This window comes from Palleronia caenipelagi (genome assembly GCF_007004065.1).
Lineage (GTDB): Bacteria > Pseudomonadota > Alphaproteobacteria > Rhodobacterales > Rhodobacteraceae > Palleronia > Palleronia caenipelagi.
Genome location: NZ_VFSV01000043.1, coordinates 1 through 25,397, shown reverse-complemented (window position 1 = coordinate 25,397; position 25,397 = coordinate 1). Strand labels below are relative to the sequence as shown.

The window sequence follows — 25,397 nt, the reverse complement described above, 5'->3', positions numbered from 1 at the left end:
CGCCGCTCCGAGACGCGCTCCCCGTCAGCGCGCAGATCCCGGTGGATACGCTTGGACCCGTAACGGTGTTTGCTGGCTTTGAAAAAATGACTGATCCGTTCCAGCAACGCCTTGTCCCGTGCGGATCGCCGCTCCCGACGGTCATCACGGGCCGCCTGGCTGGCGTGATGCCCATAGAACCAGCTGCGTGACAGGCGGACCAGCCGGCAGAGTGTCGAAACCCCGTATTGAGCTTTGTGGGCAGTGATGAAGGCGCGCTTGTTCATCGTGGTTTCACCGCCCGAGACGCGAAAAAAGCGGACGCTTTCTGCAGGATCTCGTTTTCCTCCGCGAGCCGCTTATTCTCCTTGCGCAGCCGCTCCAGCTCGGCGGCATCTGCCTTCTGGCGACGTTTGGCCTCCATCGAGCCGAACGCCTCGATCTCCAGCCGCCAAGTCTTCAGCTGCGTGCCGGTGATCCCCAGCTCTTTCGCCACGCTGCCCTGCGTCGCGCCCGGTTCATAAAGCCGCTCAACCGCTGCAGCTTTGAATTCGTCCGTGTATTTCCGTCGATGTCGTCCCATGTCGTGCTCCTCTCGTGGACAGGGGTAAAGTACCCCGCTGTCCGGAGACACGGACGAAGTTCACAGGGACGAACTTCTGAACGAGGAAATATTCGACAGTCTGGACGATGCGCGGCGTAAGCTGGCCCTCTGGCGCTACGACTACAATACGGTCCGGCCGCATTCGTCCTTGGCCAACCAGACACCGCAACAAGCGCGCCGAGCGCTTGAGCAATTTGAGGGCTCCGCGCCCGGCGCGCTTGCGCCAAACAATGAAGCCGAATACCCAGATTCAACCTGCAGACTCTCGATATGAACGAGGGACGACCGGGGGGCAGGTCAAGCGGCCATGACGGTTCAGCTCGTCCAACATTCAGCGATTATTTAGCAAGACACGGTGATAGCGGCTGAGGAAGATGAAGCCGATGCACAAGGCTGTCAGGCCGAACCCGTAGACATATGTGTGACTGACATAGGTCGCGTCATAGGAAGCGTAGAACCCCCGCCGCATTTCCCCGGTAACGTGAATGAGGGGATTGAGCCACAAATAGCTGCGAAACGGTTCGGGAAGGTTGTCGTAGAGAAAGAAGATTCCGGACATCAGAAACATGGGACGATTCACAATGGCCCATATTCGTTCCCACAGACCGAAACGGGTGAGCAGAAAGCAATTTAGGGTGCCTACCCCGAGGCCCACGACCATGGCCATTCCGAGTGCATTCAAGATCGCTGCATAATCAAGGATGTTTCGAGTATCATAAAACCACATCAATCCTGTCATGATGATGTAGAAGACCATCAAATGAGTGAGTGTATTCAACAGGAACCGCGCCACGATTGCATCCGCGTAGGTGACGGCCGGATAGAATAACAATTGGCGGGAAAAGCGAATGGACTGGCCTAACTTGAGTGCTACATCCGAATACATCATGAACGGCAAAAGACCGGTGGCGTAGAATAAGGGGAACGACGTTCCGAGGGCGGGTGAACGCAGCATCACCGAAAAAGCGATCGTCATGATGGCGAGACCACCGACCGGCTCCAGGATCGCCCAGATATAGCCTCCGGGGCTGCGGCCATAGGTGGTTGCCATCTCGCGCATAATAAGTGCGGAGACGGTGCGCCACGTCTTGAAACTCCGGGCGTGTAGCCCTTGGGCAGAAAAGCTCATGCCTTTTCATTCGGGCAAACGCATTGTGATCGCAAGGCCCATTGCGCAGGTCTCTTCCGCCCAGTTTGCGCATTTGCAGCAGTTGAGATCAATGCTATAGGGCGAAGGCCACTCTCAACCGGATAACCGTATTGAACGACAAGACACTCAGTTCCGCTTCTGAGAAGACCGCTTCCAGCAGCACAGAGCCCCCTAAAAGCCCGGCCGCTCCACCGACGCCCGCGGTAGCGTCGGCTAAACTGGTGCCTGCAAACCCGGAGAGTAAGCCAACGCCACCGGCCCCAAAACCGGCGGCCTCGAAGCCAGCAAGCCCCGTGGCCAAAGTCCAAGCAAAGCCGATGACCCAGCCTCTGGCCAGTCCAGCCAGGATGCGCAATCGGCACTGGGGCGTTCTGGCGAGCTTTGTGATGTTTGTGATAGCGCCTGTCCTGGTCGCGGGCTGGTATCTTTATAGCCGGGCCGTGGATCAATATGTCTCCTACGTTGCCTTCACGGTGCGTAGCGAAGATGTCGTTTCGGCCATCGATATGTTGGGTGGGCTGGGCAACCTCGGCGGCGGTGGATCATCCGACTCTGATATCCTTTACAAGTACATCCAGAGCGCCGAGCTGGTGAGTCACATTGATAATAAACTAGATCTTCGCAGTTTGTATTCCGCACCGCAGGAACTAGACCCGGTCTTTGCGTTTTCTGATGATGGCACCATTGAGGATCTGACCGACTATTGGGGACGGATGGTCAAGATTTTCTACGACAGCAGTGCTGAACTGATTGAATTGCGTGTCCATGCCTTCGATCCCGAAGATGCCCGCAGGATCGCTCAGGCTATCTTCGACGATAGCTCTAAAATGATCAATGGTTTGAGTGCGATCGCCAGGGAAGATGCGACACGCTACGCTCGCGAAGAGCTCGACCGGGCTGTCGAGCGGCTCAAAATAGCGCGGCAGGAAATGACCGAGTTCCGCTCGCGCAACCAGATCGTCGATCCGGAGGCGGAGGTTGGGATACAGACGGGTCTGATGACGGCACTGCAGAGCCAGCTTTCTGACGCGCTGATCGCCTATGATTTGCTGCGCGACAGCGTCGAAGGCGGCAGCGCCCGGCTGTCCCAGGCGGAAAACCGGATCACCGCGATTGAACAGCGGATCGAGGAAGAGCGTCAGAAATACTCCTCTACCGGAGCTGGCAGCTCGGATTATTCCAACTTGGTTGGAGAATTCGAGGGGCTGATGGTCAATCGGGAGTTCGCTGAGCAGGCCTATCTGGCCGCACTCGCAAACTATGATGGTGCACTGATGGAGGCACAGCGCCAGAGCCGCTACCTCGCAGCCTATATTGCTCCAACCTTGGCAGAGCGGGCTGAATATCCTCAGCGTTTCATCCTGATGGCTCTGTGTTTTCTGTTCCTTCTGTTTGCCTGGACGATTGGTGTACTGATCTTTTACGCGATCAAGGATCGTCGCTGAGGCAATGATCAAGGTCAAAGATTTATGGAAGACCTACTACGTTAAGGGTACGCCGAAAGTGGTTGCCCATGGGCTGAACCTGACATTTCCTACCGGAAAATCCGTTGGTCTGTTCGGGCGTAACGGCGCGGGAAAATCAACCTTGCTGCGTATGGTCGCCGGTGTTGAAGATCCCGATAGCGGGTCAATTACATCAGATGGTACGATTTCTTGGCCGGTGGGTTTTGCCGGCTCATTCCACCCCGAACTGACCGGAGCACAGAATATTCGGTTTGTAGGCCGGGTATATGGCGTAGACACGGATGAGCTGATCGCATTTGTGGATGATTTTGCCGAACTGAACGAGCACTTCCATGCCCCTTTCCGCACGTACAGTTCAGGAATGAGATCGCGACTGGCCTTTGGCCTGTCTATGGGAATCAAGTTCGATACCTATCTCATTGACGAGGTGAACTCCGTGGGAGACGCTGCTTTTCGGGCACGATCTCTGGCTTTAATGAAGGAAAGAATTGGCGAAAGTTCGGCCATCATTGTGTCTCACTCGATGCCATTCATGAGAGAGATATGTGACCTCGGTGTGGTCATGATCAATGGCTATGCCCATTGGTTCGAAGACGTCAAAGAAGCTATTGCCACGCACGAGGCCGCGATGGCGGGCAAGCTGCCCGACTGGGTTCCCCAGGAGGCACGGCGTGGCTAAGGTCACCATTCTGATGGGACTCTTCAACGGTGAGTGTTTCCTGCAAGACCAGCTCGACAGCTTTGTCGCTCAGACCCACGAAGACTGGGAATTGATCGTCTCAGACGATGGATCGACCGATGCGGGGCTTGATATTCTTCGGACCTTTGCGGCAGATCATCCCAACCGCAATATCCGGCTCATCGCAGGCCCGCAGCAGGGTGTGGCGAAAAACTTTCTGTATCTCTTGGGTTCTGCGCGCGGTGACTACATTTCTTTCGCCGATCAAGACGATGTCTGGCTGCCGCATAAGATCGCCCGAGCCCTCGCACAGCTTCCTGATCCTCAAATTCCAGCTTTGATCTGCGGTCGGACAAGACTTGTCGATGAAAACCTCAATGAGCTAGGGCTATCACAACTTTTCACGCAAACGCCTAGCTTCGGCAACGCGCTGGTCGAGAATATCGGTGGCGGGAACACGATGGTGATGACCCAGGCCGCAGCAGACCTTCTGAACAAGGCCAGAGCTCATGTTCAGGCGCTCGCGGTCCATGACTGGTGGGCCTATCAGGTTCTTACCGGATGCGGGGCGCAGGTGATCTATGATCCCGAGCCGGGACTTCTGTATAGACAACACAGCCAAAACCTCATTGGTGGGGGAAGATCTTCGAAAGTCTTTCTCGACAGGATGCGGAGAGTGTTCATAGGGCAGGTTGCACAATGGGCAGATCAAACCATCGCCAATCTGACCCCAGTTCGTGATTTGACAGCTGGGAACCGCGCACGTCTGACGGCTTTCTCCAAAGCCCGGGGTGCCTCTATGCCCAACCGCATTCGCCTGATGCGTCAAAGTGGTATCACTCGCCAAAAGCTCATTGACCGCATGGCCTTATGGGCCGCCGTCCTGTGGAATCGCATCTGAGTGACTGATCTGCGTCTCTGTCTCAAGACAGCCGGGTGCTTTAGGTGTTCAGTCCCGACGTCTGGTGGATCGGATCGACGATGAATCGGTCTGGCTCTGCAGTCCAGACTTTGCAGACATGTTCGTAGGGCGTGAGGCCGCTGAGCGTTTTGAGCCTGCGTGCGAAATTGCAGGCGGCCATGAAGTTCATGGGATGGGTGCGGAGCTGGTCGTGGCTGTTGTAGTGGAAGGCACCGATGCAGCGCTGACCGGGTCAGGTGTGGGATCGTAGGCTGCAAGGCGTAGAGACAGTCGTCGAGCGGCAAGAGCGTGTGCCGACGGAACGTGACGATCATCGCTTCTGGGAGTGTCCTGAACTCTGTGTATCGGGCCCGGTGATCTTCGTCCCTGTCTCCGGACGGCGGGGGTACTTTACCCCTGTCCATGAGAAGAGCACGACATGGGACGACATCGACGGAAGTGTTCAGACGAGATTAAAGCTGCAGCGGTTGAACGGCTTTATGAGCCGGGCGCCACGCAGGGCAGCGTGGCCAAGGAGTTGGGGATCACCGGCACCCAGCTGAAAACCTGGTGGTTGGAGATCGAGGCGTTCGGCTCGATGGAAGCGAAACACCGCCAGAAGGCCAATGCCGCCGAGCTGGAGCGGCTGCGCAAGGAGAACAAGCGGCTGGCAGAGGAGAACGAGATCTTGCAAATGGGTGAGCAGGCGAACGCCACGGGTCCGAGTGCGCCTGCGAACGCTTTTTTCGCCTCTCGGGCGGTGAGACCACGATGAACAAGCGCGCTTTCATCACTGCCCACAAAGCTCAGTTCGACTGACCGTGGCCCCAGTGGCGCCGCGTAAGCGGGAGAACGCGGTTTCTACACTTTGCCGGCTGGTCCGCCTGTCACGCAGTTGGTTTTATGGTCACGGCGCCGGTGAGGCAGCCCGTGAACGTCGGGAGGCGCGGCGTGCGGCACGGGACGAGGCACTGCTGGAGCGGATCAGGCACTTCTTCAAAGCCAGCAAGGGGCGCTACGGCTCCAAACGCATCCACCGGGATCTATGCGCTGACGGGAAGAGCGTCTCAGAACGTCGTGTAGCCAGAATAATGCAGGAAAACAGGATCTCAGCCCGTCCGCGCAAACGCCGCAAGCCGGTCACCACAAACAGCAATCACCAGCTGACGCTGTCGCCGAACCTGCTGCAGCGGGCGTTTCACTGCACCACCCCGAACACCGTCTGGCTGGCCGACATCACCTATGTCGGTACCGGCGAGGGCTGGCTCTACCTCGCTGCGGTCAAGGAATGTGCCTTTGTCCGCCGTCGCCCATCGGGCTCCGACCGGTGGCGCCGCGATGGGCAACTCCAAGGACAATGGCGCATGCGTCCCGCGAAATCGTGGGGTGGTCCATGGCCGAACATCTGAAAGCGGGGCTCTGCTGTGATGCGCTCAGAATGGCCTTGGACCGGCGCGGTCCGCTCCCGGGGCAGATCCTGCATTCGGACCGCGGCGTGCAATATGCCAGTGGGGATGATCGCAAGATCATCCACCGCGCGAAGCTGATCCATGAGCCGCAAAGGGGAGTGTCTTGATAACGCCCCGATGGAGAGCTTCTTCGCGTCGCTCAAAAAGGAGCTGGTCCACCGCCAGCGATTCGCAACTAGGGCACAGGCCACGGCCGCTATCTTCGAGTACATCGAGATCTTCTACAACCGCCCGCGCCGCCATTCAGCCATCGGCTACCAGACACCGGCAGAGGCGTTCACAGAAATGAGTTGGAAAATCGCAGCGTAGAGTCAACAATCAGAATGTCCGGAAAACGGGACGAAGTTCAATCGTCTGAATACTTCCGTCGATGTCGTCCCATGTAGCGCTCCTCTCATGGACAGGGGTAAAGTACCCCGCTGTCCGGAGACAGGGACGAAGATCACACTTCTGCGCGGCACGGGACCGTGAAGACATGGCCGCGTAACGAACCAAAATCAGCCGCCGGCAAACCCGGCGCGGTCCAGACCACCAGAACCAAGATCGCCTTCAAATCCTTGAAGCGCATGACTGATCCCGGTCGTGTGGCCTACGAGCTTTTGATCAGAAACAGTGGCGAACGGGGCCAGTATGCCCTCGATCTGATACATGCAATATGGTCCTAGAAACAGCGCCTTTACACTGCTAGTGAAGGCGTTGTCGACGAAATCAAGCCGGTCCATACAGAAAGTTAAGCAATGGATAATGTAGAGAAACTCAGAAAAGCTTTTGCTGAAGCGCTGCAAATCTCAGAAGATGTCATCACCGATGATCTTAAATATAACTCTATCAAAGAGTGGGACTCGGTTGCGCACATGGCATTGGTTGCTGAACTTGAAGATGTATTTGATATCATGCTCGACACTGATGATATCATTGAAATGTCGAGTGTTATGAAGGCGCGTGAAATCCTTACCAAGTATAATGTTGAGTTCAGTTAATGGTTGATACACCGAAAATCGCTTTGATCACAGGGGCAAGCCGGGGTATCGGCGCTGCTACGGCTCGGCGATTTCTTGATGCTGGCTATGTTGTCTTTCTGGGCGGACGGAATTTAGAAGAATTGGAAGATATTAGTGCGGCATATGAAAACGCGCATAGTCTGATTTTAGACGTAAGCGACCTCTCCTCTATCAAAGCGGCGTTTATGGAAGTTCGCAAACAGTACAGAGCTCTTGATGTTCTAGTTAACAATGCTGGAGTTATGCATGCTGGCATGATCGCAATGACAAAGTCGGATATAATAGATGACATGTTCGACACGAATGTCAGAGGGAGTTATCTCTGTGCCCAACTCGCTACTCGACTGATGTCCGCAAAACATTCGGGCTCAATTATTAACATTTCATCCATTATGGGTGTCCAGGGAGCAGTCGGGTATTCAGGCTATAGCGCCTCCAAAGCAGCTGTGATTGGTATGACAAAAGCAATGGCCAAGGAACTGGCGCCGTCGGGTGTTCGCGTTAACGCTTTGGCGCCCGGCTTCATTGAGACCGACCTGACTGCAAGCATTACAGGTGAAGCACGAGACAAGGCACTGGCTTCCATCCGAATGAATCGTTTTGGGACAACCGATGATGTTGCATCGGCGGCATTATTCCTTGCCAGTGATGAAGCGTCGTACATCACAGGGCAGGTTTTACAAATTGATGGTAGTATGACTGCCTGAACGGACACGGTATAATGTTGAAAACCCTGCACAAAGTATCATCGCACAGTTCGAAAATATTGGCGCGCGATGATGGTGGTGACGTTCTACGTTACGGTGATCTCACAGATCATGAAAATTTTTGGCGGGAAGCAATACCCGAACGCAGTTTTGTTATACTTTTATGCGAAAATACAGTTCCGCATCTAGGGGCCTATATCGGGCTACATGCGGCTGGGCATGCGATTTTGCTTTTGCCAGCTAAAATTTCCAATGCGCATTTGATGCAAATGATCGAAACCTATCAAGCGCAAGCTGTCGTTAGTGTGCAGAATGGTCTAGTAAGATGCGAGCAACACTACGTACGATCCGAAGCTTTGCATCCAGACCTTTCTATTTGTCTATCAACTTCAGGATCAACTGGTTCCCCCAAGCTTGTCCGGTTCAATGACCGTCAACTCTATGCGAATGCCGAATCTATCGCCGAGTATCTCGATCTTACGGAAGACGAGATCCCGCTTGCCCATCTGCCTATGGAATATTCCTTTGGTCTTTCGGTGATCCATAGTCACATGCTTGTGGGGGCCACTTTACTTTTGAGCAATGCATCAGTGATGCAGCCCCAATTTTGGGAGAACTTCTCTGAGGCCACAAGTCTGGCTGGCGTGCCTTTTCACTATGATATGCTGCTGCGTATTAGGTTGGAAAAAAGAGATTCGAAAAATCTCAGAACATTGGTTCAAGCAGGTGGACGCTTGCCGAAAGACAAGGTGCTCACCTTACATGATATCGCTTCTGAGAAAGGGTGGAAGTTCCATGTCATGTATGGTCAAACTGAAGCTGGGCCCCGTATTACATGGCTGCCACATTCGTGTATACCAGAATATCCCGATTGTATTGGCCAACCCATTCCTGGTGTCGAGGTCGAGCTTGTGAATGAAGAGATGGTTATAAAAAGCTCCAGTGTTATGATGGGCTACGCTGAAACACGCGCAGACTTGTCTGAAGGCGACGTAATGAATGGGGTTCTGTATACTGGCGATCTCGCTGAGTGGGTTGATGATAGGTTTCTCCGGATCAAGGGTAGAAAAAGCCGATTTATAAAATTACAAGGGAACCGTGTTGGCCTCCAAGAAATTGAAGATTTTTTTGCGAGTATAGATATTGAGGTTGTCTGTAAGGGAGTAGATGATTCCCTGACGGTATTCACCACATCGGGCCCGAAGGAAAAAATCAGCGAAACTATCATCGAAAATTTTTCGTTTTCACCGCGGTCTTTCAACGTCGTTCTTCTTGATGAAGTGCCGCGTTTGTCGAATGGGAAAATTGACTATAAAAGCTTGAATGCTCTAGGTGATGGGGGGGTCTAATGCAAGAGACAATGTTTGAAATATCTGTCTATGGACTGCCGCAGCCAGAAAAAGAAAAACTTTTGCTGAAACGTCTGAACCACCTTACAGAGCATCATGTTGAAAATAGTGGTGCTTATGCGAAGATTATAAGAGCGCGAGGCGTCTCTGCCGAGGCCGCGTCACTTGATGAAGTGCCATTTTTGCCGGTTCGATTGTTCAAGACGCACCTATTATCATCAATTCCGGAAGAGGAGCGGTTCAAACTTCTGACATCGTCGGGAACGACTGGCCAGCAGGTGTCGCAGATCGTGCTAAACAGAAAAACAGCCGAATATCAAAGTCGTGCTGTTATTAAAATCATGCAGGATTATCTGGGCAAGCAGCGTATCCCAATGCTAATCATTGATCACCCAAAGGTTGTTAAAGACAGATCGAGTTTCTCCGCGCGCGGCGCTGGTATTCTTGGTATGATGAACTTTGGCCGCAAGCCCGTTTATGCTCTAAAAGATGAAACTATGGAGATTGACTGGAGTGCAATCGACACATTCGTAGATAAACATCAAGATGAGCCGATTTTTCTGTTTGGGTTCACTTTTATGGTTTGGAAGTACTTTGTCACTGTTTTAGAGCAACAATCTCACAAAATTAACCTCCCGCACGGCATCTTGGTTCATTCTGGTGGCTGGAAAAAGCTTCAGGACGAAGCTGTCGGAAACGAAATTTTCAAAGAGCGCGTCGAGGCGGTGTCCGGTATAAGGCGCATACACAATTTTTACGGAATGGTAGAGCAGGTCGGATCTATTTTCGTAGAATGCGAGCACGGGCGCTTACATGCTCCATCTTTTGCAGATGTAAATATAAGAAATCCATATGATTGGAGTTCGGCTGGTATTGGACAAAAAGGCATCATTGAGGTTTTGTCGGCATTGCCAGAAAGTTACCCTGGGCATGCATTGCTAACAGAAGATGAGGGCAAAATTACGGGTATCGATAGTTGCCCCTGTGGCAGGATGGGTAAAACATTCGAAGTTATCGGTCGTTTACCAAAAGCAGAACTTCGTGGCTGTTCTGATACATTTCAAGATAAAGGCAGATAAATCGATGAATACGGCACCGCAGTTTACATTTCGTCCTGTTTCAGATGATGATATGCTTGATGTTTTGGACTGGCGCAATCAAGAGAAGGTCCGTTTGGCGATGCTGACCCAAGAGGTGATTTCTCTCGAGGATCACAAAATATGGTGGGCTAAAAAAATGCAGGATTCTGCATATAACCTCCATATCCTAGAGCAAGACGGTACTCCCATAGCTGTACAAGCCTTTTTTGATATCAAGCCTGAGATAGCAGCTTGGTGGGCGTTTTATTTCACACCTCACGTATCAGACAATTTGTTGGAAATGATGAAGGTATGGCGGCAGGTCGAATTGAGTGGACTCGCTTACGCGTTTGATGTGCTGTCAGTTGATGTCCTTTACTGTGAGGTTTTGCGTAGCAATAAAGGCGTTTTAGACTGGCACAAACGTTTCGGCTTCGGTATTGCTGATGGATCGATTTCGGAAAATACCTCGAAATATGATTTGGAGGTCTTGTTTTTGAAAAAGGAAAAATTTACTAAAATACGAAAGGGTATGAAGGAGAATCCTCTGAATGCGGTAAAGATAATCGCAAGCTAGGAAACATGATTATGCCGAACCATGAGGATAATAACATTAAAGATATCAGAACGTTAACGCCATGTGAGCTTAACGTTAATGATTTGCTAGGCTTGGAAACGTTGAGTCCGTTCAGTGACATTGCCCTCGACTTTTCTGCTGCATTCTCACGCCAGATAATGAAAAGGCCTGAAATACGCCGCTTTCCTGAGATTGTCGCTTTAGCTGACTGGTTGCGACCTCGGAATCTTGCCAAGATTCAAGCGGCGTATTTCAAAGATGCTGATGAAAGTCGCGTCTTTGCGGCGCGAGGTATAGCACTACATTTCGCACCAGCTAATGTAGATACGATCTTTCTGTATTCGACGATGATCTCGTGCCTTGTCGGCAATATCAATATTGTCCGCGTATCCTCGCGTTCCGGAGACCAGTTGCGCATTTTGATTCAAGTTCTATCAGAAGTCCTCAATGATAAAAAATTCGCGAACTTGAAGAGTCGTTTGTTTGTTATACAGTATGAGCATAACGACCTGATCACGATGCGTCTTTCTAAAATCGCTGATGTTAGAGTGATATGGGGTGGAGATAACGCTGTCGCAAAGATCCGACAATTTCCTCTCTCAATGAGAGGAAAAGACGTTGTTTTCCCGGACAGATGGTCACTGGCAGTACTGGATACGAATGCAGTTTCAAGACTTTCCGATGGTGAGCTTGCAACACTTTCTGAAAAGTTCTGCAATGACTCTTACTGGTTTGGGCAAATGGCGTGCTCTTCACCACAGGCAGTTTTTTGGGTGGAGTCTGGCCCAGAGAACCGCGATGTGAAGGCTCGATTCTGGAACTCGGTTTCCACAGCAGCTCAAAAATTCTCAGATGAGGTGTATCCAGTGGATTTTGTAAACAAACTTGTTGAGCAGGATCAGCTTGCTATTGATGGGCTTGTTGAATATATCTACAAAATGCCCACCAACCTTGCTTCAGTTGGCTCCCTAAACGCACCAGATATCGTTAATATTCACGAGAAACATGTAGGCTCAGGTATATTCTGGGAATATACATTGGAGTCGTTGGAAGAACTTCCTCGAATGCTAACTTCCAAAAGCCAAACGATATCAAGTTATGGAATATCTTCGGAGAGATGGCGCACGATCGCCCGTAATCATGAGATTAATATAGACCGAATTGTGCCAACTGGTTTAGCTCTTAAATTTGATGCTGTATGGGATGGAATGGACTTACTAAGAGAATTTAGTCGTATAATATATATTGCTGAAAGCGGGTTATGGCATTAGCGGGTTGCTGAAAAACGCTCCTCGACACGCCTTTTGAGCCGTAATTCATATCTCTTGCCGATGTTTGGAGATGTCAGATGCGTGGGTCGGACGTGAAGAGCGGATCGTTATTCAGCTATGTCGATCTCGAGGATCGGATTCCGGCCAAACACCCGCCGCGTTTGATCCGGCGGATCGTGAATGACGTGACCTGCCCCCTGAGGGGTACGGCGTCCTTGCTCCCAGTTGAGCAGCGTTCCCTTCGCCACGCCAATACTGCGGGCGAATTCGGCCTAGGACAGACCTGTCTGGCGACGGACTTCGGCGACATTGATCTTAGGCACTTCAATCTGATGGACCTTGGTCCCTGCCCTGTTGCCCTTGGCAAAATCGAGCGCCTCCTTGAGGCCTTTTAGAATGCTGTCATTAGTTGGCGTTTTCGTCCGCATTTGTGAGGAAGTCTGGCGCTTCAAGACTTTTCCCCTAGTCCAGCTGCGCGGCGCAAGGTTTCGTTGATCCTTGTCTGCCAGCCAGGGCCACTCGCCCGAAAGTGCGCGACGATATCGGGATCTAGGCGGAGCGTGGTGGCGACTTTCGGTGATGGCGACTTCGGACGTCCGCGAATGACTGGAGCCGCGTCGAACACGCCCAGCCATTCTTCTGTCGCCAGGTCCGGTGCATCGTCAGGATCCGACCAAGCGGGGACCATATTTTGTTTGTTCTCTCCCATTTGCCTTCCTTATACTGATGATCCGAATATTCTTACCTCTCCAAGTCCAGACGAATACAACCATCCGGCCGTCGAGATAACCGATCGTGATAAAGCGGTCTTCTCCATAGTCCTGACGCAGATCTGGCGCTGTCAGATGAGGGCGATCAAAAATGCCCCCTGCCCTCTCCATGTCGAGACCCCGTTCTTGCAAGGTCCTATCACGCTTGGTGCGATCATACTCGATTTCTGCCATTTTATGTAGGTACAAAAAATCTGGATTAAAGACATTTATGTGCGGTCTTCATAAGCGTCCATCAAAATAGAGAGCATGTCAGCATAAGTCCGGCGATCATCTTTACAGAGCTTTCGGAAGCGCTCGATGACATCAAGCGGCGCTTTGATGCTGATTTGTCCATCACGCACAGGCTCACGGCTGGGCCAGCGTTCGGGTCCAGGATCAACGGGCGCAACAGCTGGCTCTGCCCGGGGCGCTTCAAATTGCTTTAGACGGTTCAGATCAAGCGACCGAGGCATGGCGCGTCTCCTCAAGAATATCGACCACTTCGGCCGCAAAGGCCTGTGCGTTTACAATGGCCTTGTCGATGCCATTGACTTCGGATGGGTCGAGCTGGCGAAGGCCGCCTCCAGCATTGTGCAAAGAGGAAAACGCTGTGCGCCGGTGCAGCTCGGTCTCGAAAACCCGGGTCGCGGCGCGGAGTTCGGCATTGATATGTTTCTCCAGCTTGCTTTTTACTGCGGCGTTGGTCCGTGCAAAAAGCACTGCTGACGGGATCTCCCGACGCCGCGCCCTGCTCTCCATGGCGATCTGCGCCAAGGTCTCAATCGCTTCGTCTGCGTCTTGTTGTTCATCCCCGGTCGGAACAATCACCAGATCGGATTCGGAGATGGCGAAGGACGTCAGGCGCGAGGCGGAGCCTTCAAGATCGATGAGGACAAAGGTCGTTCGTGCCGCAGCCTGAGAGATCTCATCCTGTATAGCGCGTTCGCCCTCGCTGGTGATGACGTTGATCCTATCTGGTAACTCTGAGAGTTTCGACCAGCGTGACAATCGTGCAGCGGGGTCTGCATCGATGAGAGTTACGTCTGTGCCTTGGGCAAGTTCGGTCGCGAGAATGATCGCTGACGTTGTTTTGCCCGCGCCTCCCTTTGAAGACGCGAAGGATATAATCGGCATTCTAGTGCCTTTCTGTTTTCTGCTCGTGCCCTGAGTATCCATGACAAGTGTACCCTTGGGAAGCCCAACCTACCCAAACCATGGATACTCTGTGATATGCATGCCATGCCTACGTTTGGGTACCTAGGGGTACCTTTCTCATGGAGTACCACGCTTTGCAGACCACTTCGCGCAGAACCCGATAAACGCGGCATCCGGATTCCGAGGCCGCTCAGTCATCCAGGCGCGCCATTCCTGCTCGATCACACGAACATCCCAACCAGGCGCCGCGTCCCGGGCCATCTCATATGTCTCAGGGTCCAACGGGCCGACCTCGACAGCCTCCGAGTAAGTACCGGGCAAAGAACCACGAGACTGAACGATCAGTTGGTTGCCGTCATCGGATAGGCGCAGAGCATAATCAGGAATGTGATTGGAACGCTCATCATCTTGAACGATGTTGCGCATCAGCCGCCGGAATTCAAACGAGGACGAGCTTGAACCGCATTTCTTTTGCAGCAGCTCCATACCGATGCGCCATTCCTTTTTCATACCACAATGTTTGCGGGCAAGCTCGTAGAGCCGTCTCTCCAACGGGCGCCGCAGACGAAAGTAATCCCGGTGGATGGTAAGAACTTCCTTGGCTTCAATGGCATTAAAAACCCAGTCGGAGAGAACGACCTCAACCTCCTGCATCCGACCTTCATACGTTTCGCGGACGATTTCCGCGCTGTCGATCAGGCCAAATGTACGGAAGACCTCCTTGCCCCCGGTCACAATGTTGGTGGAAATCGCCGTGCCGCGAAGCCGCTCAAGAGCCGTTTTCAACAGGCTGTAACCACGCCCCGAAAGCTGCCGGTTGGTCACCCGCATCAAGTCGCCTGCATTAAACCTCACTCGACGACTGACAGGCTTTCCGTCGTTCATCGCCCGAATGATCTGGCTGATGCAGTAGATCAGGACATCCCGGTCATGGACTGTTGCAAGACCATCAGACGACGGCTTAACGGTTAGCTTGGCTCCGTTGTTTTCGTACTCTCGCACACGGTAATCGGGCTTGGTTGAAAGTGAAAAAATAGGATGCTCCATCGACGCCATATCTGACTTCGGGGCCGCATCAAAAATGTCACAAACGAAGAAGTCCGGTGTCGGATGACGATCCGGTAAAAGGGCAGGGCGCTGGTTCATGTTTCCTCCCAGTCTAACGTCACTTCACCCATGGTCATCACTACAACGTCACTTCACCCATGGCAATCATTTTAACGTCACTTCACCCATGTTCTAACGTCACTTCACCCATGTTCTAACGTCACTTCACCCATGTGGGGTGTAGATAAGCTATTGCTATCAAAAGACGAATCCGGCATTTTTCCACCGTAACACTATATTTAACACCTATTTAACACAGGCGGGGCAGTGGATAAGTCGGCGTTTCAATGTTCGGGCGTCGCGCTTGCAGAGAGGTTTCCGGCTGAGAATGGTCAGAGTTGGTTGGTCAGTTACTACGTCGCAGAACCGCTAAAGCCAGAGGATGGCGGGGTCGATTTAGGCTTTGATGGCGATTGTTTCACCTCATACTCATCGATGCTTGTCTGAAGCGGGGCCTTCAGGTCAGGGTGAGCGCTGAAAGCGGTTTCGAGCTGGTCGGTAGCTTCGCCATGCCACCGGTCAAAGACAGCCGGATCGTCTCGAGAGGTTTGAGGCGGGGCAGGGTCCCGACGATACGTACCACCCAGCGATCGAGTATCTAGCAGACCGTCGTGGTGTCTCTTCTGCCGCCATGCGCTGAAAATACCGGCTTTCGAAAGCCCGCTGAACATGGTCCAAGCCCTGTTCTCCGAACGCAGGGTAGGGGCCATGACGGACGTGCCGGGGTCGGGAAGCGTTTGACCTGCTTTTTTCACCGCGCATCTTCATCAGCCTTGCGTTGTGCATCCCGAAAGGTTCAGCGTTCTGCCGCCGCGTACTTTTCAGCCCTGTCAGCGACTTCCCCATCGTCTGTGACGATGGCCCAGACCGGGTGGCCATCATAGCCTTTGCCCTGTTTGCGCCAAAGATCGTCCTGTGCGACTTCAGGATCCGGGCGGTCCAAGTTGATGCCCCAGCGTCTGATCCGGCTGGCGATTTATGGATTTCGGCGCGCCCGTTGTACGAGGGGCAGGGTGCGTTCGGCGTATTCGGTGCGCAGCCGGTCCCGCGCGCTTTCCACCTCAGCGGCTCTGAGAGCTGCCTCACAGGCTTTGACCGCTTTTTGGATGGCTCACCCAGGCGCTCGAGTTTCATCTGGCGCTCAGCGCGCCTTCTGGCGTCTCTGTGGGCCTGTTCCGCTTTGGCTTACCATTTCCAAACCGGGGCCATGCGGTGCTTGTCGGCGGTGAGTGAACGAGATCGCGGCCTGGGCCAACGCACTTTTCGGAGCATTGTCTGATTTGGAGGTCAGTATCCTGAGGGTATTCCTAGGCGATCCCGAAGGGGATCAAGAGCGTCAGATGTCACCTCGATTTTCAACCGAAACCGACTAGATTGAAAGGGAACAGCAAGATGAGCGACACGGACATGACCGAAGCCGAAGTCAGACTTGCCGATGAGAAGATGCGCGCCCAGATCGCAAAGCTCCTGGCAGAAACCAAACAAATAAGCGTCAGCACATTCCTTGCGCCCTTCCTCGCAGCAGTCGGCGTCATTGGCGCAACAGCCGCCTTCGTGAAGATCTTTCTCTGATCGCTTTGCTGCCGCCACAAACGGCGGGCGGGCGGTTGAGAAAGGAGGGGGCGGCAGAATGGACGTCGGCAGCGGGTGACGAGCCATGCAGCCAGCGCCCAGGTCAGATCAGCTCTCTGTACGGCGCTGAGCGCGTCGGGAAGGGCCACCAGCCACTCCTGGGCGACAACGCTGTTCTTGCGCGTCTCTGCGGCGTCCCGGAGGGTGCTTCGGTCGGTGACTCAGCCGCAGCCGTCCGGCACGGCGGGGAAGGTCTCCAGCACGCCGCCCTTGCGCCTGTTGTCACAGCTCGGCACGTCGACGCATTCAGGATGCTGCTCTCTGGCCTGATCGGCGACAACCGCCACGGCGAAGCGGTGCTGGCGGATAAAATGCCGATGCTGCGGCGCAGCAAAGTGTCCGGGCTTAAGACGGGTTTTCGTGTTCCGATACGCCAGGAAAGATCCGGGCAATCTACAGTCGTAGTGACGACCAGCCCGAGCAACTCGGACCGATCCGGGGCAGGGTGGGCGTTGGGATTAACGCTCCGGGTTGTTCTCCAGATGCCGCGGAGAGCGCCCTGCTTTCCTCGAAGCTATGGTGGCCCCCTACGCGCTTGATGCGGGGTTTTCGTCATCGTCTCGTCTCTTTTCCCGCGAGGAAAAAATCCTCGCAAACACCCGGGAACGCCCCAGGAAAACCTGGGAAAGGACGACGAGGCCCGTTCAATCGCCGCTTCGGCTCCCGGTAATCTGGCGGGAGCTGCGCCAGATCAAACCGTTAGAACGAGGCCAGATGGGGTCCATCGGCCCGGTGGGCCTCATGGGAGTTCCACACATAACGCAGCAAGCTGCATTTGCCCCAAACATCTGTTCTGGAACGAAAAAACGGCGAAAATCGGTAACGAGTGATGCCCGTAAAATTTTTATCGCACGTTTTCAGAGTGTTGGAAGGAGCGGGGCGCACTTGGGGCGCAGCTGGGGCGCAGTTGGGTCCCACCTGGGGCGCACTTGGGGCGCAGTTGGGTCCCATGTGGGGCGCATCAGAAATGCTCCTAATGACTATACGATCACCGCTCATGTTCGTCCTCCTGCTCGTGGTCGCGATCTCCGTCGGGCCCGCGCTCTCGCTCGAGCCTGGCCATGACTTCCCGGTCCTCTTCGAGATCCAGTTCGAGCTGTGCTTTTCTCTTCTCATGCTCGGAATACATGCGCATCTGTTCGACGTTCTGGCTTGTCCACTCGATCAACTCCGTGAGGTCACTATCGCTCTCCGGATCGGCAGGGGCGATCAGAAGTGGCGTTGCCGAAGGCGTGTTTCAAAGATGGTGGGTACCCTGACTCAGGCGGGCCGGGCAGGGGGACGAGACCTCCCAAGCCATGTACCGTAGCGTCACATGCTGCAATGCAGCATTTTGCCATTGCAGCGCAGCATTCCGCCTCTATCTCCTGTATCACAAGGACGCGAACACACAGATCCAACCGATAGGAGGCCACGATGGCTGCCACTGCTAAAAAAGTCGAAAACGCCGCCGAGAAGGTGGAGAACAAAGTCGAGCGCCTCGCCGACCGCGCCAGCGCCAACCTCAGTGCGGCGACCTCCGAGGCCCGCACCTTCGCCTCGCTCTACAGCACCGCGCTCCGCAGCTTCGCCGAGGGCGTGATTGAGGTCGACAAGCTGATCCTGTCGAAGCTCAGCAACGCCGCCTCCGAGACCGTGCAGCAGGGCCAGCAGATCCTCCAGGCCCGCGACATGAAGACCGCCATCGCCATGACCGCGATGACCACCCAGTCCGCCCTCGACCGCAACGTGTCGGACACGAAGGAAGTCCTCGACCTCGCCAATGCCCGCCTCAGCGAGAGCCTCGAGCCCTTCAAGACCTACGCCTGATCCAAACCCCTCCCCAACGGATCAAGCACATGCCCCGCCCGCGCAAAACCTGCGCGGGCGGATGGCGTCTGGGGGTAAGGTTGGTGTCTGCCAGCCAAGGAGCTCAGGCTCGGACCCTTGGCGGGTGATCGCTGCCAATGCCCAACATAATGCCATTTATGCGAATTATGATGTCGCATGGCCGACACCTCGGGGGCAGGTCATGACCCCCGTCGATTACGCGCGAACCCTGACCACCACAATCGCCCGCCCCGCTGCGCGAGATGAAAGCTCCCCGCGTCGGGCGATAGCTCAACCTGTGCCAACTGGCGTAAACACTAACCGGGCTCCAGTCGCGGCTGGATGAAAGTTCAGTGGCAGGTCATGGGGTCAAAGCAGCGCTTACCGAGGAATTGGCTTTGCTGCCATACGGATCGGCCGTCGCCGAAATGATGGGCGACTATGCTGTCATGCGGGGCCAGGCACGTGCATCTCATCCACGATCGAGCGGCAATTGCGGCAGAGTTGGATTTGGATCGCTTATCCATCACTTCAGTCAAATAAACTTGCCCCATGCCCACCCATCGTGGGAACTAGCAGGCTGCGGTCGAGAAAAAGATTTCGCATCTCGCAGCTGGTTTCAGCGATCAGTAGGCAGCCATGACAAGCCGCGCCGTGGGTAGCTCGGTCGCCACTCCGACCGTCAGGCTCGTGGTCTGCGCAAACAGGGTCATTCGAGCAGACTTTTAGGCGATCTAGCGCACCTTGGGTCTGTTGCATAACTGCCCGAATTCAAGAAACTGACCGCATTTGATAGTGGAGGACCAGATGGCACGGCGCAAGAACCCTTTCAAGCGGCACCGGTTCCCGCGTGAAATCATCCTGATGGCCGTGCGCTGGTATTGCCGTTACCCTCTTTCATGCCGCGATGTCCGGGATATGTTGGCCGAACGTGGGGTGAGGGTAGACGCTTCGACGATCCACCGATGGGTGGGCAAATTTGGCCCAGAAATACGTAAGCGGGCTTACGGAGACCATCACGAACCCCGCTACAAGGGGTGGGTGCTCGCCATGCTCAGATGCTTCGCATCTTGCGCGTGGCTCCGCTCCCGCTTCGCGCCCTTGCAGCGAGAACCGCGCTGTTCTTTTTTCGGGCTCAAGCAAGGGACGGCTCCGAAAGCAGATCAACTTTCACTTTTCGCCGAGGCTCATGACGGATAGGGCAACGCACCAAACCGACAGGACGGCGCTTCGACCCCCATGGGGTGTAAGGCAAATACAGGGGGATAACTTCTTCGCTTAGAAAGAAAAATTTGACATTTGGTAACGTATGTGTTACCATTTCTTTCTATGGTTGAGCTCGTTGTCTATGTCACTGAAGAGGGAAAAGCACCGTTCGATGATTGGTTTCACAAGCTCGATACGGCCGCAGCCCTGAAGGTCAGAACCGCACTAGCACGGATCGAGACCGGCAATATGGGCGATGTGAAGCCCGTAGGGCAGGGCGTGTCCGAACGGCGCATCACCTTCGGCCCAGGCTATCGCGTCTATTTTGGCCAAGACGGTGACAAGCTTGTGATCTTGCTTTGCGGCGGCACGAAAAAACGCCAGTCCAAGGACATCGAGCAGGCCAAGGCATTTTGGGACGACTACAAAAACCGAAAACAGAAAAGAGACTGACATGCCACTGACCAAAGATTTCAAAGACACCATCAAGGCACGCGCCGAGCGCGATCCTGAATTTCGTGTCGGCTTGTTCCGTGAAGCGATGGAAGCGCTGTTCAGCGATGATCTTGAAACGGGCAAGGTGCTGCTGCGTGACTACGTGAACGCCACCGTGGGCTTCGAGACACTTGCCGAGGACATGCAAAAAGACCCCAAAAGCCTGATGCGTATGCTCAGCGCCAAAGGCAACCCGCGCGCGGATAACCTGCTGGCAATGGTCGCCCGTCTGAAGCAGCGCGAGGGCGTGTCTTTTTCACTGACGCACAATAACGGGCTTCACGCGTAAGCCCGCATTCAAAGCGCGTTACATGCAAGCATGCAGGCAGTAAAAGCCTCTGGATTGTTTAACGAAAACCCTTCCTGACAATCCTTCGCTATGCGACAAGAAACTAAACAATGATGAGCAGACACATATGACCGATGAAATTCTCGCCATTAAGGAAGCCGTTGATGAGACAAGCGGTGAGCCAAGAGATGGTTACATTATTGACTACATTTCTGGGCGGGAAGTTCGGGAAACCCCCGAAGAAGTTGATGCAGTCCAGGTCTTTGCACGCACTCTGGTAGAAGACTACGATTACCCGAAATCTCATATTCGCACTAGACCACAGTGGCGGGTAAAGGCGCGCCCTTCTGATACAAAGAAAGAGTACCCCGTCGATATCGCTGTTTTCAACTCCAACACTCACGATGAAGACAACATCCACATTATTATCGAGTGCAAGAAAAAGAACCGGAAAGACGGGCGAGGGCAACTTGAAGATTACCTTCGCTTTTCCAAATCCCGTATCGGTGTTTGGTTCAACGGAAAAGAGCGCCTCTTCTTAAAGAAGCACGAGGTTGCGGGTACTGTTAAGTTTGAAGAGATTCCGAACATTCCTCGGCATGGGCAGCGATTGGAAGATGTGGGGCTCTTTGAACGAAGAGACCTACGCCCCGCGACCAATCTAAAAAGCATCTTCCGAGCAATGAGAAACTATCTCGCGGCCAATGCCGTGGGGATTACCCGCGACGAAGTCCTTGCTCAACAACTCATTAATCTGCTGTTTTGCAAAATCTACGATGAGCGTTTTACCAAGCCAACTGCGACGGTCAGCTTTCGGGCGGGAGTGGACGAAGACCATGACCAAGTGCTCAAGCGTATTCAGGATATTTTTGAAAAGGTTAAGAAAAATTATAAAGACGTAATTGATGTATCCGACAGCATCCGGCTGGACGCCAAGAGCGTTGCGTACATTGTTGGAGAGCTCCAGATGTTCGCCATAACTCTTTCTGACCGAGATGCCGTGGCCGACGCCTTTGAGGTTTTCATCGGCCCTTCTCTCAAGGGTCCACAGGGGCAATTCTTCACTCCAAGAAATGTCGTGAAGATGGTCATTGATATGCTCGATCCTTCTGAATCTGACCGCATTATCGACCCCGCATGTGGCAGCGGTGGATTCCTTGTCGAAGCCCTGCGGCATGTTTGGCAAAAAGTTGAGATCCAGGGCAACGAACTTGGATGGCCAGAAAATGAAATCAATTCCGCAAAGCAAGAGGCGGCAATCAAAAACTTTCGTGGCTTAGACAAAGACAGCTTTCTATCGAAGGTTGCTAAGGCCTATATGGCAATATTGGGTGATGGTCGCGGCGGCGTCTTCTGCGAGAACTCTCTCGATCGACCCCAGAATTGGTCAGCTGCAGCAAGAACGGAAATCAAGCGGGGGAGCTTCGACATTGTCGTTACTAACCCTCCTTTTGGTAAAAAACTTGCTATTGATACTGATGACATACTCAAAACGTATGACCTTGGCCACGAGTGGAAGAAGGATGAACACGAAGAGTTTCAGAAAGGCAATCTCCACGACAAACAACCACCGCAACTTCTGTTTATTGAGCGATGCTTGGAGCTGCTAAAACCTGGCGGCAAGCTCGGAATTGTTCTTCTTGAGTCCATCTTTGGGATGCCGAAGTATGAGTATATCGTCGCTTACATCGAGAAACGAACGACTATTCGGGCAGTGGTGACGTTACCAGAGGACCTATTCCAACCGTACACTCATGCTAAAACGTGTGTTCTAATTCTTGAAAATACGCCGCCAAGTGATGACCATGACATCTTCATGTGCGACGTAAAATGGTGTGGTCATGATAGTCGTGGAAACCCAACATATAGGGTGAACTCGGAAGGAAAACGGGAACTCTTGGACGAAGTACCTCTAGTAGCCGACCTTTACAAAGATAGTGGAAAAAAATGATTGCCTACTCGATTTCATTTTCCGAAGTCAGGAATAGAATTTATATTCCTAAGTATTACGACCCTAGTATCGAGACACACCTCGCATCCCTGAAGGCGAATTATGAACTTGTCACCATTGGGGAGTTGGAGGACGAGGGACGACTTGAAGTAAGTACTGGTCATGAAGTTGGCAAAGAGGCTTATGGGACAGGAAATATCCCTTTTGTTCGCACATCAGACATCTCCAATTGGGAAATTAAGACGGCACCCAAACAGGGTGTGTCAGAAGCTATTTATGAGGAATACCAGACTAAGCAGGACGTCAAAGACGGTGATATTCTCTTAGTGAGGGATGGCACATATCTTATCGGTACAAACTGCTTTGTCACGAGCGTAGATAGTGACCTGCTTTACCAATCGCATATTTTAAAGTTTCGAGTTTCGGCTGGAAGTGACCTCATTCCGGAGCTGTTTTTCCTCGCTCTCAACAGTGAGATTGTGCAGCGCCAAATCAGGTCTACACAATTTACCGCAGACATCATCGACACGATTGGCCGACGCTATCGGCAAATAGCGATCCCTACCCTCAAGGATGCCAATAAGGCTGACGAGCTGAGGCAAAAAGTGAGGAGGGCGCTTGAGACTAGGGTCAGAGGTAAGGCGTTCATCAAACAAGCTCCGGTTCTGATAGAGCAAACACTGAAGGACGGACATACAGGTGCTTTAGATGCGTTTTTGAAACTCGAGGACGAAGAGCTTGAGAAAGCCTTGGTCTCCGATACTGTTACTTTAGAGTTTGGGGGGTTTGAGGCAACCAGTGTGCCTAAGTCCAAGATAAAAAACAGAATTTATCTTCCAAAATATTATGATCCGGAGATTAACGAGGAACTTCAAAAGCTATCGGGTCATTGTGAAATGATCTCGATAGGTGAAGCTGTGAATGATGAGCTTATTGAACTTCAGACCGGCCATGAACCAGGAAAGTTGGCCTATGGTACTGGCGAAATTCCGTTTCTTAGGACGTCAGATTTTGCAAACTGGGAACTCAAGCACAATCCAAAGCAAGCTGTGAGCCAGGAAATTTACGATGAGTACAACGGTCGCCAGGACTTACGGCCTTATGACATCCTTTTGGTGCGTGATGGGACATACCTCGTGGGGTCATCTACTATAGTACAAGAAGGGGACGAAAAAGCGTTGTATTGTGGAGGGCTATATAGAATTCGCTCCATGAAAAATGAGCGGCTTCCGCCTTATTTGCTACTCGGCTTGCTTAATTCATACGTGGTAAAAAGGCAAATTCGGAGCAAGCAATTCACACGCGATGTCATTGATACTATTGGAAAGAGGCTCACTGAGGTTCAACTTCCAATCCCTCGTGATCTATCTCTGCGGGCTGAAATTGCTGAGAAAGTTAAGACGATCGTCGAGCAACGAAGCAACGCCAGAAACGAGCTCCGTGATCTTGCAGCTAAATTTGGCTGATTGTTCTGTCGTTTATCAATATCGAGAAAGGCGTGCATAAATCAAGACTTACGCACGCCAGAGCCAAACCAAGGAAATCAAATGTTTAGAGCGTGCAGAAGTCGCGTTCTTTAAGCCCGTCGCACCGTTCGCTCACTCACTTTGAACAGTCGTGCGATTTCAGAAATCGAGCGGTGTTCATCATCGCGCATGCGCCGAGCTTCGGCTTTTTGTGCGGTCGTAAGGGCAGGGGGGCGACCACCAACGCGCCCGCGCGCCTTTGCGGCCTGCAAACCTTCTCTTGTGCGTTCTGATATGCGCTCGCGCTCGAATTGGGCGATGGAAGCGAAGACGTGGAAGACGAGCCGGCCGGCCGGCGTTGTCGTGTCGATATCTTCGGCCAGGGAGCGAAAGCCCGCGCCGCGATCCTTGATGGTTTCCACGATATCCAGCAGATCACGCAAGCTTCGAGCGAGACGATCATACTTGGCGACGACGATCACATCGCCAGGGCGCACCTGGTCGAGCAGCTTGTCGAGCTCAGGCCGCTTGCGGATCGACCCGCTAACCTTGTCTGAGAAAATGCGCTCTGCACCGGCCGCTTGTAGCGCGTCGGTTTGGGCATCGAGGTTCTGGTTGTCGGTCGAGACGCGGGCATATCCAATGATCATGACCTAGCGTGACAAAAACCTGCCAAAACTGCAAAGGTTTTGCCGAGGGTTTTTGTCCTTATCAACAGCTTGATTTCAGGTGCGGTGACATGTTGTGACAAAAACGACCGTTTTTGGCACGCTATTCTGTGGTTTCCGCTCCTACCGCAGCGAGATGGCTGTCAACGGCGGTGTAAAAGCCGGCCATTGGTCCACGGATGGTTCGGCTTAGTGAGCCGATGTTCGATCTCATTTACCTCACAGATCATGTCGAACCGCATCTGCCGTGAATATGCTGTGTTCCGGTTGCGGGGCTGCTCGGCGAACTGGATGCCGTTGTCAGTGAGGATCGTGTGGATGCGATAGGGGACGGTMTTGAGCAGGTGTTCGAGGAACTCCCATGCGGTCTTACGATCTGCCTTGTCCACGAGTTGGGTGACTGCGAATTTGCTGGTTCGGTCAATACCCACGAAGAGGTAGAGCTTGCCCTCCGCCGTCTGAACCTCGGCGATGTCGATATGAAAGAAGCCGATAGGGTATCGCTTGAACCGCTGCCGCTTTGGCTTGTCGCCCTCGACGTCCGGCAGGCGCGAGATGCCATTCCGTTGCAGGCATCGATGTAGCGCCGAGCGTGTCAGGTGCGGAATCGACGGCTGAAGCGCATAGAGGCAATC

At 53.3% G+C, this 25,397-nt stretch carries 33 protein-coding genes and 6 pseudogenes; 23 read left to right on the top strand and 16 right to left on the bottom strand.

Features of this window, described 5'->3' with window-relative positions:
- Together FEV53_RS16515 and FEV53_RS16510 are read right to left on the bottom strand one after the other, a co-directional pair.
- A partial coding sequence (locus FEV53_RS16515; RefSeq protein ID WP_142835877.1) for an IS3 family transposase occupies positions 1–266 on the bottom strand: 266 nt, incomplete at its 3' end.
- Positions 263–562 (bottom strand): transposase, encoded by a 300-nt coding sequence (locus tag FEV53_RS16510; protein ID WP_142835876.1) that lies wholly within the window; start codon positions 560–562, stop codon positions 263–265. The genes FEV53_RS16515 and FEV53_RS16510, both read right to left, overlap by 4 nt.
- Before the next feature lie 64 nt (positions 563–626).
- On the opposite strand from FEV53_RS16510, the pseudogene FEV53_RS16505 reads away from it, so the two are divergent.
- Positions 627–857 (top strand): annotated as a pseudogene (locus FEV53_RS16505) (integrase core domain-containing protein); the annotation flags it as partial.
- A gap of 57 nt (positions 858–914) precedes the next feature.
- On the opposite strand, the gene FEV53_RS16500 reads toward FEV53_RS16505, so the two are convergent.
- Positions 915–1,712, bottom strand: a complete 798-nt coding sequence (locus tag FEV53_RS16500) for an ABC transporter permease (protein ID WP_142835875.1) — start codon at positions 1,710–1,712, stop codon at positions 915–917.
- 338 nt (positions 1,713–2,050) lie between these two features.
- Between FEV53_RS16500 and FEV53_RS16495 the strand changes: the two genes are divergently transcribed.
- From FEV53_RS16495 to FEV53_RS16485, 3 genes are read left to right on the top strand one after another with little or no spacing between them, the layout of a single operon-like run.
- Entirely contained in the window at positions 2,051–3,178 is a 1,128-nt protein-coding gene (locus FEV53_RS16495; protein ID WP_142835874.1) for a KpsE/RkpR family capsule polysaccharide export protein, read from the top strand.
- A 4-nt stretch (positions 3,179–3,182) separates the two neighbouring features.
- Complete coding sequence (locus tag FEV53_RS16490) at positions 3,183–3,878, top strand: ABC transporter ATP-binding protein (protein ID WP_142835873.1); 696 nt, start codon at positions 3,183–3,185, stop codon at positions 3,876–3,878.
- The gene (locus tag FEV53_RS16485; protein WP_142835872.1) at positions 3,769–4,779 is read left to right on the top strand and encodes a glycosyltransferase family 2 protein; all 1,011 of its coding nucleotides are present in this window, start codon (positions 3,769–3,771) and stop codon (positions 4,777–4,779) included. Before FEV53_RS16490 ends, FEV53_RS16485 begins: the two co-directional genes overlap by 110 nt.
- Positions 4,780–4,819: 40 nt before the next feature.
- Here FEV53_RS16485 and FEV53_RS22175 read toward each other — a convergent pair.
- Both FEV53_RS22175 and FEV53_RS22170 read right to left on the bottom strand, forming a co-directional pair.
- Positions 4,820–5,008: pseudogene (locus FEV53_RS22175) on the bottom strand (IS481 family transposase); the annotation flags it as partial.
- A pseudogene (locus FEV53_RS22170) lies at positions 5,007–5,120 on the bottom strand (IS481 family transposase); the annotation flags it as partial. The pseudogenes FEV53_RS22175 and FEV53_RS22170, both read right to left, overlap by 2 nt.
- A gap of 98 nt (positions 5,121–5,218) precedes the next feature.
- Between FEV53_RS22170 and FEV53_RS16475 the strand changes: the two are divergent.
- The 4 genes from FEV53_RS16475 to FEV53_RS16460 are packed head-to-tail and all read left to right on the top strand — an operon-like array spanning position 5,219 to position 6,557.
- Entirely contained in the window at positions 5,219–5,554 is a 336-nt protein-coding gene (locus FEV53_RS16475; protein WP_221931644.1) for a transposase, read from the top strand.
- Positions 5,555–5,609: 55 nt separating this feature from the next.
- Complete coding sequence (locus tag FEV53_RS16470; protein WP_246100851.1) at positions 5,610–6,188, top strand: IS3 family transposase; 579 nt, start codon at positions 5,610–5,612, stop codon at positions 6,186–6,188.
- A complete protein-coding gene (locus FEV53_RS16465; RefSeq protein ID WP_142835870.1) occupies positions 6,173–6,355 on the top strand; it encodes a transposase family protein in 183 nt (60 codons plus the stop codon). The genes FEV53_RS16470 and FEV53_RS16465 overlap by 16 nt, the downstream gene beginning before the upstream one ends.
- Positions 6,330–6,557: an IS3 family transposase gene (locus FEV53_RS16460; RefSeq protein WP_142835869.1), complete on the top strand. Its 228-nt coding sequence runs from the start codon at positions 6,330–6,332 to the stop codon at positions 6,555–6,557. Before FEV53_RS16465 ends, FEV53_RS16460 begins: the two co-directional genes overlap by 26 nt.
- A gap of 188 nt (positions 6,558–6,745) precedes the next feature.
- On the opposite strand, the gene FEV53_RS20990 is transcribed toward FEV53_RS16460, so the two are convergent.
- The gene (locus FEV53_RS20990; RefSeq protein ID WP_221931643.1) at positions 6,746–6,898 is read right to left on the bottom strand and encodes a hypothetical protein; all 153 of its coding nucleotides are present in this window, start codon (positions 6,896–6,898) and stop codon (positions 6,746–6,748) included.
- Positions 6,899–6,985: 87 nt separating this feature from the next.
- On the opposite strand from FEV53_RS20990, the gene FEV53_RS16455 reads away from it, so the two are divergent.
- The 7 genes from FEV53_RS16455 (at position 6,986) to FEV53_RS20985 (ending at position 12,627) form a co-directional block, all read left to right on the top strand.
- On the top strand, positions 6,986–7,228 hold the full coding sequence (locus FEV53_RS16455; protein WP_142835868.1) for an acyl carrier protein: 243 nt from the start codon (positions 6,986–6,988) through the stop codon (positions 7,226–7,228).
- Positions 7,228–7,956: an SDR family NAD(P)-dependent oxidoreductase gene (locus FEV53_RS16450; RefSeq protein ID WP_142835867.1), complete on the top strand. Its 729-nt coding sequence runs from the start codon at positions 7,228–7,230 to the stop codon at positions 7,954–7,956. Before FEV53_RS16455 ends, FEV53_RS16450 begins: the two co-directional genes overlap by 1 nt.
- A 14-nt stretch (positions 7,957–7,970) precedes the next feature.
- Positions 7,971–9,305: an AMP-binding protein gene (locus FEV53_RS16445; protein ID WP_142835866.1), complete on the top strand. Its 1,335-nt coding sequence runs from the start codon at positions 7,971–7,973 to the stop codon at positions 9,303–9,305.
- On the top strand, positions 9,305–10,384 hold the full coding sequence (locus tag FEV53_RS16440; protein ID WP_221931642.1) for a LuxE/PaaK family acyltransferase: 1,080 nt from the start codon (positions 9,305–9,307) through the stop codon (positions 10,382–10,384). Before FEV53_RS16445 ends, FEV53_RS16440 begins: the two co-directional genes overlap by 1 nt.
- Entirely contained in the window at positions 10,347–10,961 is a 615-nt protein-coding gene (locus FEV53_RS16435; protein ID WP_142835865.1) for a hypothetical protein, read from the top strand. Before FEV53_RS16440 ends, FEV53_RS16435 begins: the two co-directional genes overlap by 38 nt.
- 11 nt (positions 10,962–10,972) lie before the next feature.
- Positions 10,973–12,232 carry an acyl-CoA reductase gene (locus FEV53_RS16430; RefSeq protein WP_185962269.1) on the top strand — a complete coding sequence of 420 codons (1,260 nt, stop codon included), beginning with the start codon at positions 10,973–10,975 and terminating at the stop codon, positions 12,230–12,232.
- A gap of 77 nt (positions 12,233–12,309) precedes the next feature.
- Positions 12,310–12,627 (top strand): hypothetical protein, encoded by a 318-nt coding sequence (locus FEV53_RS20985; protein ID WP_185962273.1) that lies wholly within the window; start codon positions 12,310–12,312, stop codon positions 12,625–12,627.
- Between the two features lie 53 nt (positions 12,628–12,680).
- On the opposite strand, the gene FEV53_RS16420 is transcribed toward FEV53_RS20985, so the two are convergent.
- The 6 genes from FEV53_RS16420 to FEV53_RS20980 form a co-directional block, all read right to left on the bottom strand.
- A complete protein-coding gene (locus FEV53_RS16420) occupies positions 12,681–12,920 on the bottom strand; it encodes a BrnA antitoxin family protein (protein WP_142835879.1) in 240 nt (79 codons plus the stop codon).
- A complete protein-coding gene (locus FEV53_RS16415) occupies positions 12,895–13,176 on the bottom strand; it encodes a BrnT family toxin (RefSeq protein ID WP_142835863.1) in 282 nt (93 codons plus the stop codon). The genes FEV53_RS16420 and FEV53_RS16415 overlap by 26 nt, the downstream gene beginning before the upstream one ends.
- Positions 13,177–13,211: 35 nt before the next feature.
- Positions 13,212–13,457, bottom strand: a complete 246-nt coding sequence (locus FEV53_RS16410) for a ribbon-helix-helix protein (RefSeq protein WP_142835862.1) — start codon at positions 13,455–13,457, stop codon at positions 13,212–13,214.
- A complete protein-coding gene (locus tag FEV53_RS16405) occupies positions 13,441–14,118 on the bottom strand; it encodes a ParA family protein (protein ID WP_142835861.1) in 678 nt (225 codons plus the stop codon). Before FEV53_RS16405 ends, FEV53_RS16410 begins: the two co-directional genes overlap by 17 nt.
- 138 nt (positions 14,119–14,256) lie before the next feature.
- The gene (locus FEV53_RS16400; protein WP_142835860.1) at positions 14,257–15,285 is read right to left on the bottom strand and encodes a replication initiator protein A; all 1,029 of its coding nucleotides are present in this window, start codon (positions 15,283–15,285) and stop codon (positions 14,257–14,259) included.
- Between the two features lie 757 nt (positions 15,286–16,042).
- Positions 16,043–16,189 carry a hypothetical protein gene (locus FEV53_RS20980; RefSeq protein ID WP_185962268.1) on the bottom strand — a complete coding sequence of 49 codons (147 nt, stop codon included), beginning with the start codon at positions 16,187–16,189 and terminating at the stop codon, positions 16,043–16,045.
- Between the two features lie 464 nt (positions 16,190–16,653).
- Between FEV53_RS20980 and FEV53_RS16395 the strand changes: the two genes are divergently transcribed.
- Entirely contained in the window at positions 16,654–16,818 is a 165-nt protein-coding gene (locus FEV53_RS16395) for a hypothetical protein (protein ID WP_142835859.1), read from the top strand.
- A 221-nt stretch (positions 16,819–17,039) separates the two neighbouring features.
- Here FEV53_RS16395 and FEV53_RS16390 read toward each other — a convergent pair whose 3' ends face one another.
- Positions 17,040–17,270 carry a hypothetical protein gene (locus FEV53_RS16390; protein WP_142835858.1) on the bottom strand — a complete coding sequence of 77 codons (231 nt, stop codon included), beginning with the start codon at positions 17,268–17,270 and terminating at the stop codon, positions 17,040–17,042.
- A gap of 596 nt (positions 17,271–17,866) precedes the next feature.
- Entirely contained in the window at positions 17,867–18,046 is a 180-nt protein-coding gene (locus FEV53_RS16385; RefSeq protein ID WP_142835857.1) for a hypothetical protein, read from the bottom strand.
- A 248-nt stretch (positions 18,047–18,294) separates the two neighbouring features.
- Between FEV53_RS16385 and FEV53_RS16380 the strand changes: the two genes are divergently transcribed.
- The 7 genes and pseudogenes from FEV53_RS16380 (at position 18,295) to FEV53_RS16345 (ending at position 24,094) form a co-directional block, all read left to right on the top strand.
- Positions 18,295–18,687, top strand: coding sequence for a hypothetical protein (locus tag FEV53_RS16380; protein ID WP_142835856.1), 393 nt, complete (start codon positions 18,295–18,297; stop codon positions 18,685–18,687).
- Between the two features lie 205 nt (positions 18,688–18,892).
- Positions 18,893–19,033: pseudogene (locus FEV53_RS16375) on the top strand (IS3 family transposase); the annotation flags it as partial.
- A 461-nt stretch (positions 19,034–19,494) separates the two neighbouring features.
- Positions 19,495–19,689, top strand: a pseudogene (locus FEV53_RS21600) (IS6 family transposase); the annotation flags it as partial.
- 327 nt (positions 19,690–20,016) lie between these two features.
- Positions 20,017–20,346: a type II toxin-antitoxin system RelE/ParE family toxin gene (locus tag FEV53_RS16360; RefSeq protein ID WP_142835855.1), complete on the top strand. Its 330-nt coding sequence runs from the start codon at positions 20,017–20,019 to the stop codon at positions 20,344–20,346.
- Position 20,347: 1 nt separating this feature from the next.
- Entirely contained in the window at positions 20,348–20,677 is a 330-nt protein-coding gene (locus FEV53_RS16355; RefSeq protein ID WP_142835854.1) for a helix-turn-helix domain-containing transcriptional regulator, read from the top strand.
- A gap of 127 nt (positions 20,678–20,804) precedes the next feature.
- Positions 20,805–22,628, top strand: coding sequence for a type I restriction-modification system subunit M (locus tag FEV53_RS16350; protein WP_142835853.1), 1,824 nt, complete (start codon positions 20,805–20,807; stop codon positions 22,626–22,628).
- A complete protein-coding gene (locus FEV53_RS16345; RefSeq protein WP_221931641.1) occupies positions 22,625–24,094 on the top strand; it encodes a restriction endonuclease subunit S domain-containing protein in 1,470 nt (489 codons plus the stop codon). The genes FEV53_RS16350 and FEV53_RS16345 overlap by 4 nt, the downstream gene beginning before the upstream one ends.
- A 110-nt stretch (positions 24,095–24,204) precedes the next feature.
- On the opposite strand, the gene FEV53_RS16340 is transcribed toward FEV53_RS16345, so the two are convergent.
- Together FEV53_RS16340 and FEV53_RS16335 are read right to left on the bottom strand one after the other, a co-directional pair.
- On the bottom strand, positions 24,205–24,744 hold the full coding sequence (locus FEV53_RS16340) for a recombinase family protein (protein ID WP_142835852.1): 540 nt from the start codon (positions 24,742–24,744) through the stop codon (positions 24,205–24,207).
- 176 nt (positions 24,745–24,920) lie between these two features.
- Positions 24,921–25,397 (bottom strand): annotated as a pseudogene (locus FEV53_RS16335) (DDE-type integrase/transposase/recombinase); the annotation flags it as partial.

Excerpts from the sequence above, each read along its gene's own strand:
- FEV53_RS16510 (WP_142835876.1), bottom strand. The coding sequence starts at position 562 with ATGGGACGACATCGACGGAAATACACGGACGAATTCAAAGCTGCAGCG.
- FEV53_RS16500 (WP_142835875.1), bottom strand. The coding sequence starts at position 1,712 with ATGAGCTTTTCTGCCCAAGGGCTACACGCCCGGAGTTTCAAGACGTGG.
- FEV53_RS16495 (WP_142835874.1), top strand. The coding sequence starts at position 2,051 with ATGACCCAGCCTCTGGCCAGTCCAGCCAGGATGCGCAATCGGCACTGG.
- FEV53_RS16490 (WP_142835873.1), top strand. The coding sequence starts at position 3,183 with ATGATCAAGGTCAAAGATTTATGGAAGACCTACTACGTTAAGGGTACG.
- FEV53_RS16485 (WP_142835872.1), top strand. The coding sequence starts at position 3,769 with ATGGCTATGCCCATTGGTTCGAAGACGTCAAAGAAGCTATTGCCACGC.
- FEV53_RS16475 (WP_221931644.1), top strand. The coding sequence starts at position 5,219 with ATGGGACGACATCGACGGAAGTGTTCAGACGAGATTAAAGCTGCAGCG.
- FEV53_RS16465 (WP_142835870.1), top strand. The coding sequence starts at position 6,173 with ATGGCCGAACATCTGAAAGCGGGGCTCTGCTGTGATGCGCTCAGAATG.
- FEV53_RS16460 (WP_142835869.1), top strand. The coding sequence starts at position 6,330 with ATGAGCCGCAAAGGGGAGTGTCTTGATAACGCCCCGATGGAGAGCTTC.
- FEV53_RS20990 (WP_221931643.1), bottom strand. The coding sequence starts at position 6,898 with ATGTATCAGATCGAGGGCATACTGGCCCCGTTCGCCACTGTTTCTGAT.
- FEV53_RS16455 (WP_142835868.1), top strand. The coding sequence starts at position 6,986 with ATGGATAATGTAGAGAAACTCAGAAAAGCTTTTGCTGAAGCGCTGCAA.
- FEV53_RS16450 (WP_142835867.1), top strand. The coding sequence starts at position 7,228 with ATGGTTGATACACCGAAAATCGCTTTGATCACAGGGGCAAGCCGGGGT.
- FEV53_RS16445 (WP_142835866.1), top strand. The coding sequence starts at position 7,971 with ATGTTGAAAACCCTGCACAAAGTATCATCGCACAGTTCGAAAATATTG.
- FEV53_RS16440 (WP_221931642.1), top strand. The coding sequence starts at position 9,305 with ATGCAAGAGACAATGTTTGAAATATCTGTCTATGGACTGCCGCAGCCA.
- FEV53_RS16430 (WP_185962269.1), top strand. The coding sequence starts at position 10,973 with ATGCCGAACCATGAGGATAATAACATTAAAGATATCAGAACGTTAACG.
- FEV53_RS20985 (WP_185962273.1), top strand. The coding sequence starts at position 12,310 with ATGCGTGGGTCGGACGTGAAGAGCGGATCGTTATTCAGCTATGTCGAT.
- FEV53_RS16420 (WP_142835879.1), bottom strand. The coding sequence starts at position 12,920 with ATGGTCCCCGCTTGGTCGGATCCTGACGATGCACCGGACCTGGCGACA.
- FEV53_RS16415 (WP_142835863.1), bottom strand. The coding sequence starts at position 13,176 with ATGGCAGAAATCGAGTATGATCGCACCAAGCGTGATAGGACCTTGCAA.
- FEV53_RS16410 (WP_142835862.1), bottom strand. The coding sequence starts at position 13,457 with ATGCCTCGGTCGCTTGATCTGAACCGTCTAAAGCAATTTGAAGCGCCC.
- FEV53_RS16405 (WP_142835861.1), bottom strand. The coding sequence starts at position 14,118 with ATGCCGATTATATCCTTCGCGTCTTCAAAGGGAGGCGCGGGCAAAACA.
- FEV53_RS16400 (WP_142835860.1), bottom strand. The coding sequence starts at position 15,285 with ATGAACCAGCGCCCTGCCCTTTTACCGGATCGTCATCCGACACCGGAC.
- FEV53_RS16395 (WP_142835859.1), top strand. The coding sequence starts at position 16,654 with ATGACCGAAGCCGAAGTCAGACTTGCCGATGAGAAGATGCGCGCCCAG.
- FEV53_RS16380 (WP_142835856.1), top strand. The coding sequence starts at position 18,295 with ATGGCTGCCACTGCTAAAAAAGTCGAAAACGCCGCCGAGAAGGTGGAG.
- FEV53_RS16360 (WP_142835855.1), top strand. The coding sequence starts at position 20,017 with ATGGTTGAGCTCGTTGTCTATGTCACTGAAGAGGGAAAAGCACCGTTC.
- FEV53_RS16355 (WP_142835854.1), top strand. The coding sequence starts at position 20,348 with ATGCCACTGACCAAAGATTTCAAAGACACCATCAAGGCACGCGCCGAG.
- FEV53_RS16350 (WP_142835853.1), top strand. The coding sequence starts at position 20,805 with ATGACCGATGAAATTCTCGCCATTAAGGAAGCCGTTGATGAGACAAGC.
- FEV53_RS16345 (WP_221931641.1), top strand. The coding sequence starts at position 22,625 with ATGATTGCCTACTCGATTTCATTTTCCGAAGTCAGGAATAGAATTTAT.
- FEV53_RS16340 (WP_142835852.1), bottom strand. The coding sequence starts at position 24,744 with ATGATCATTGGATATGCCCGCGTCTCGACCGACAACCAGAACCTCGAT.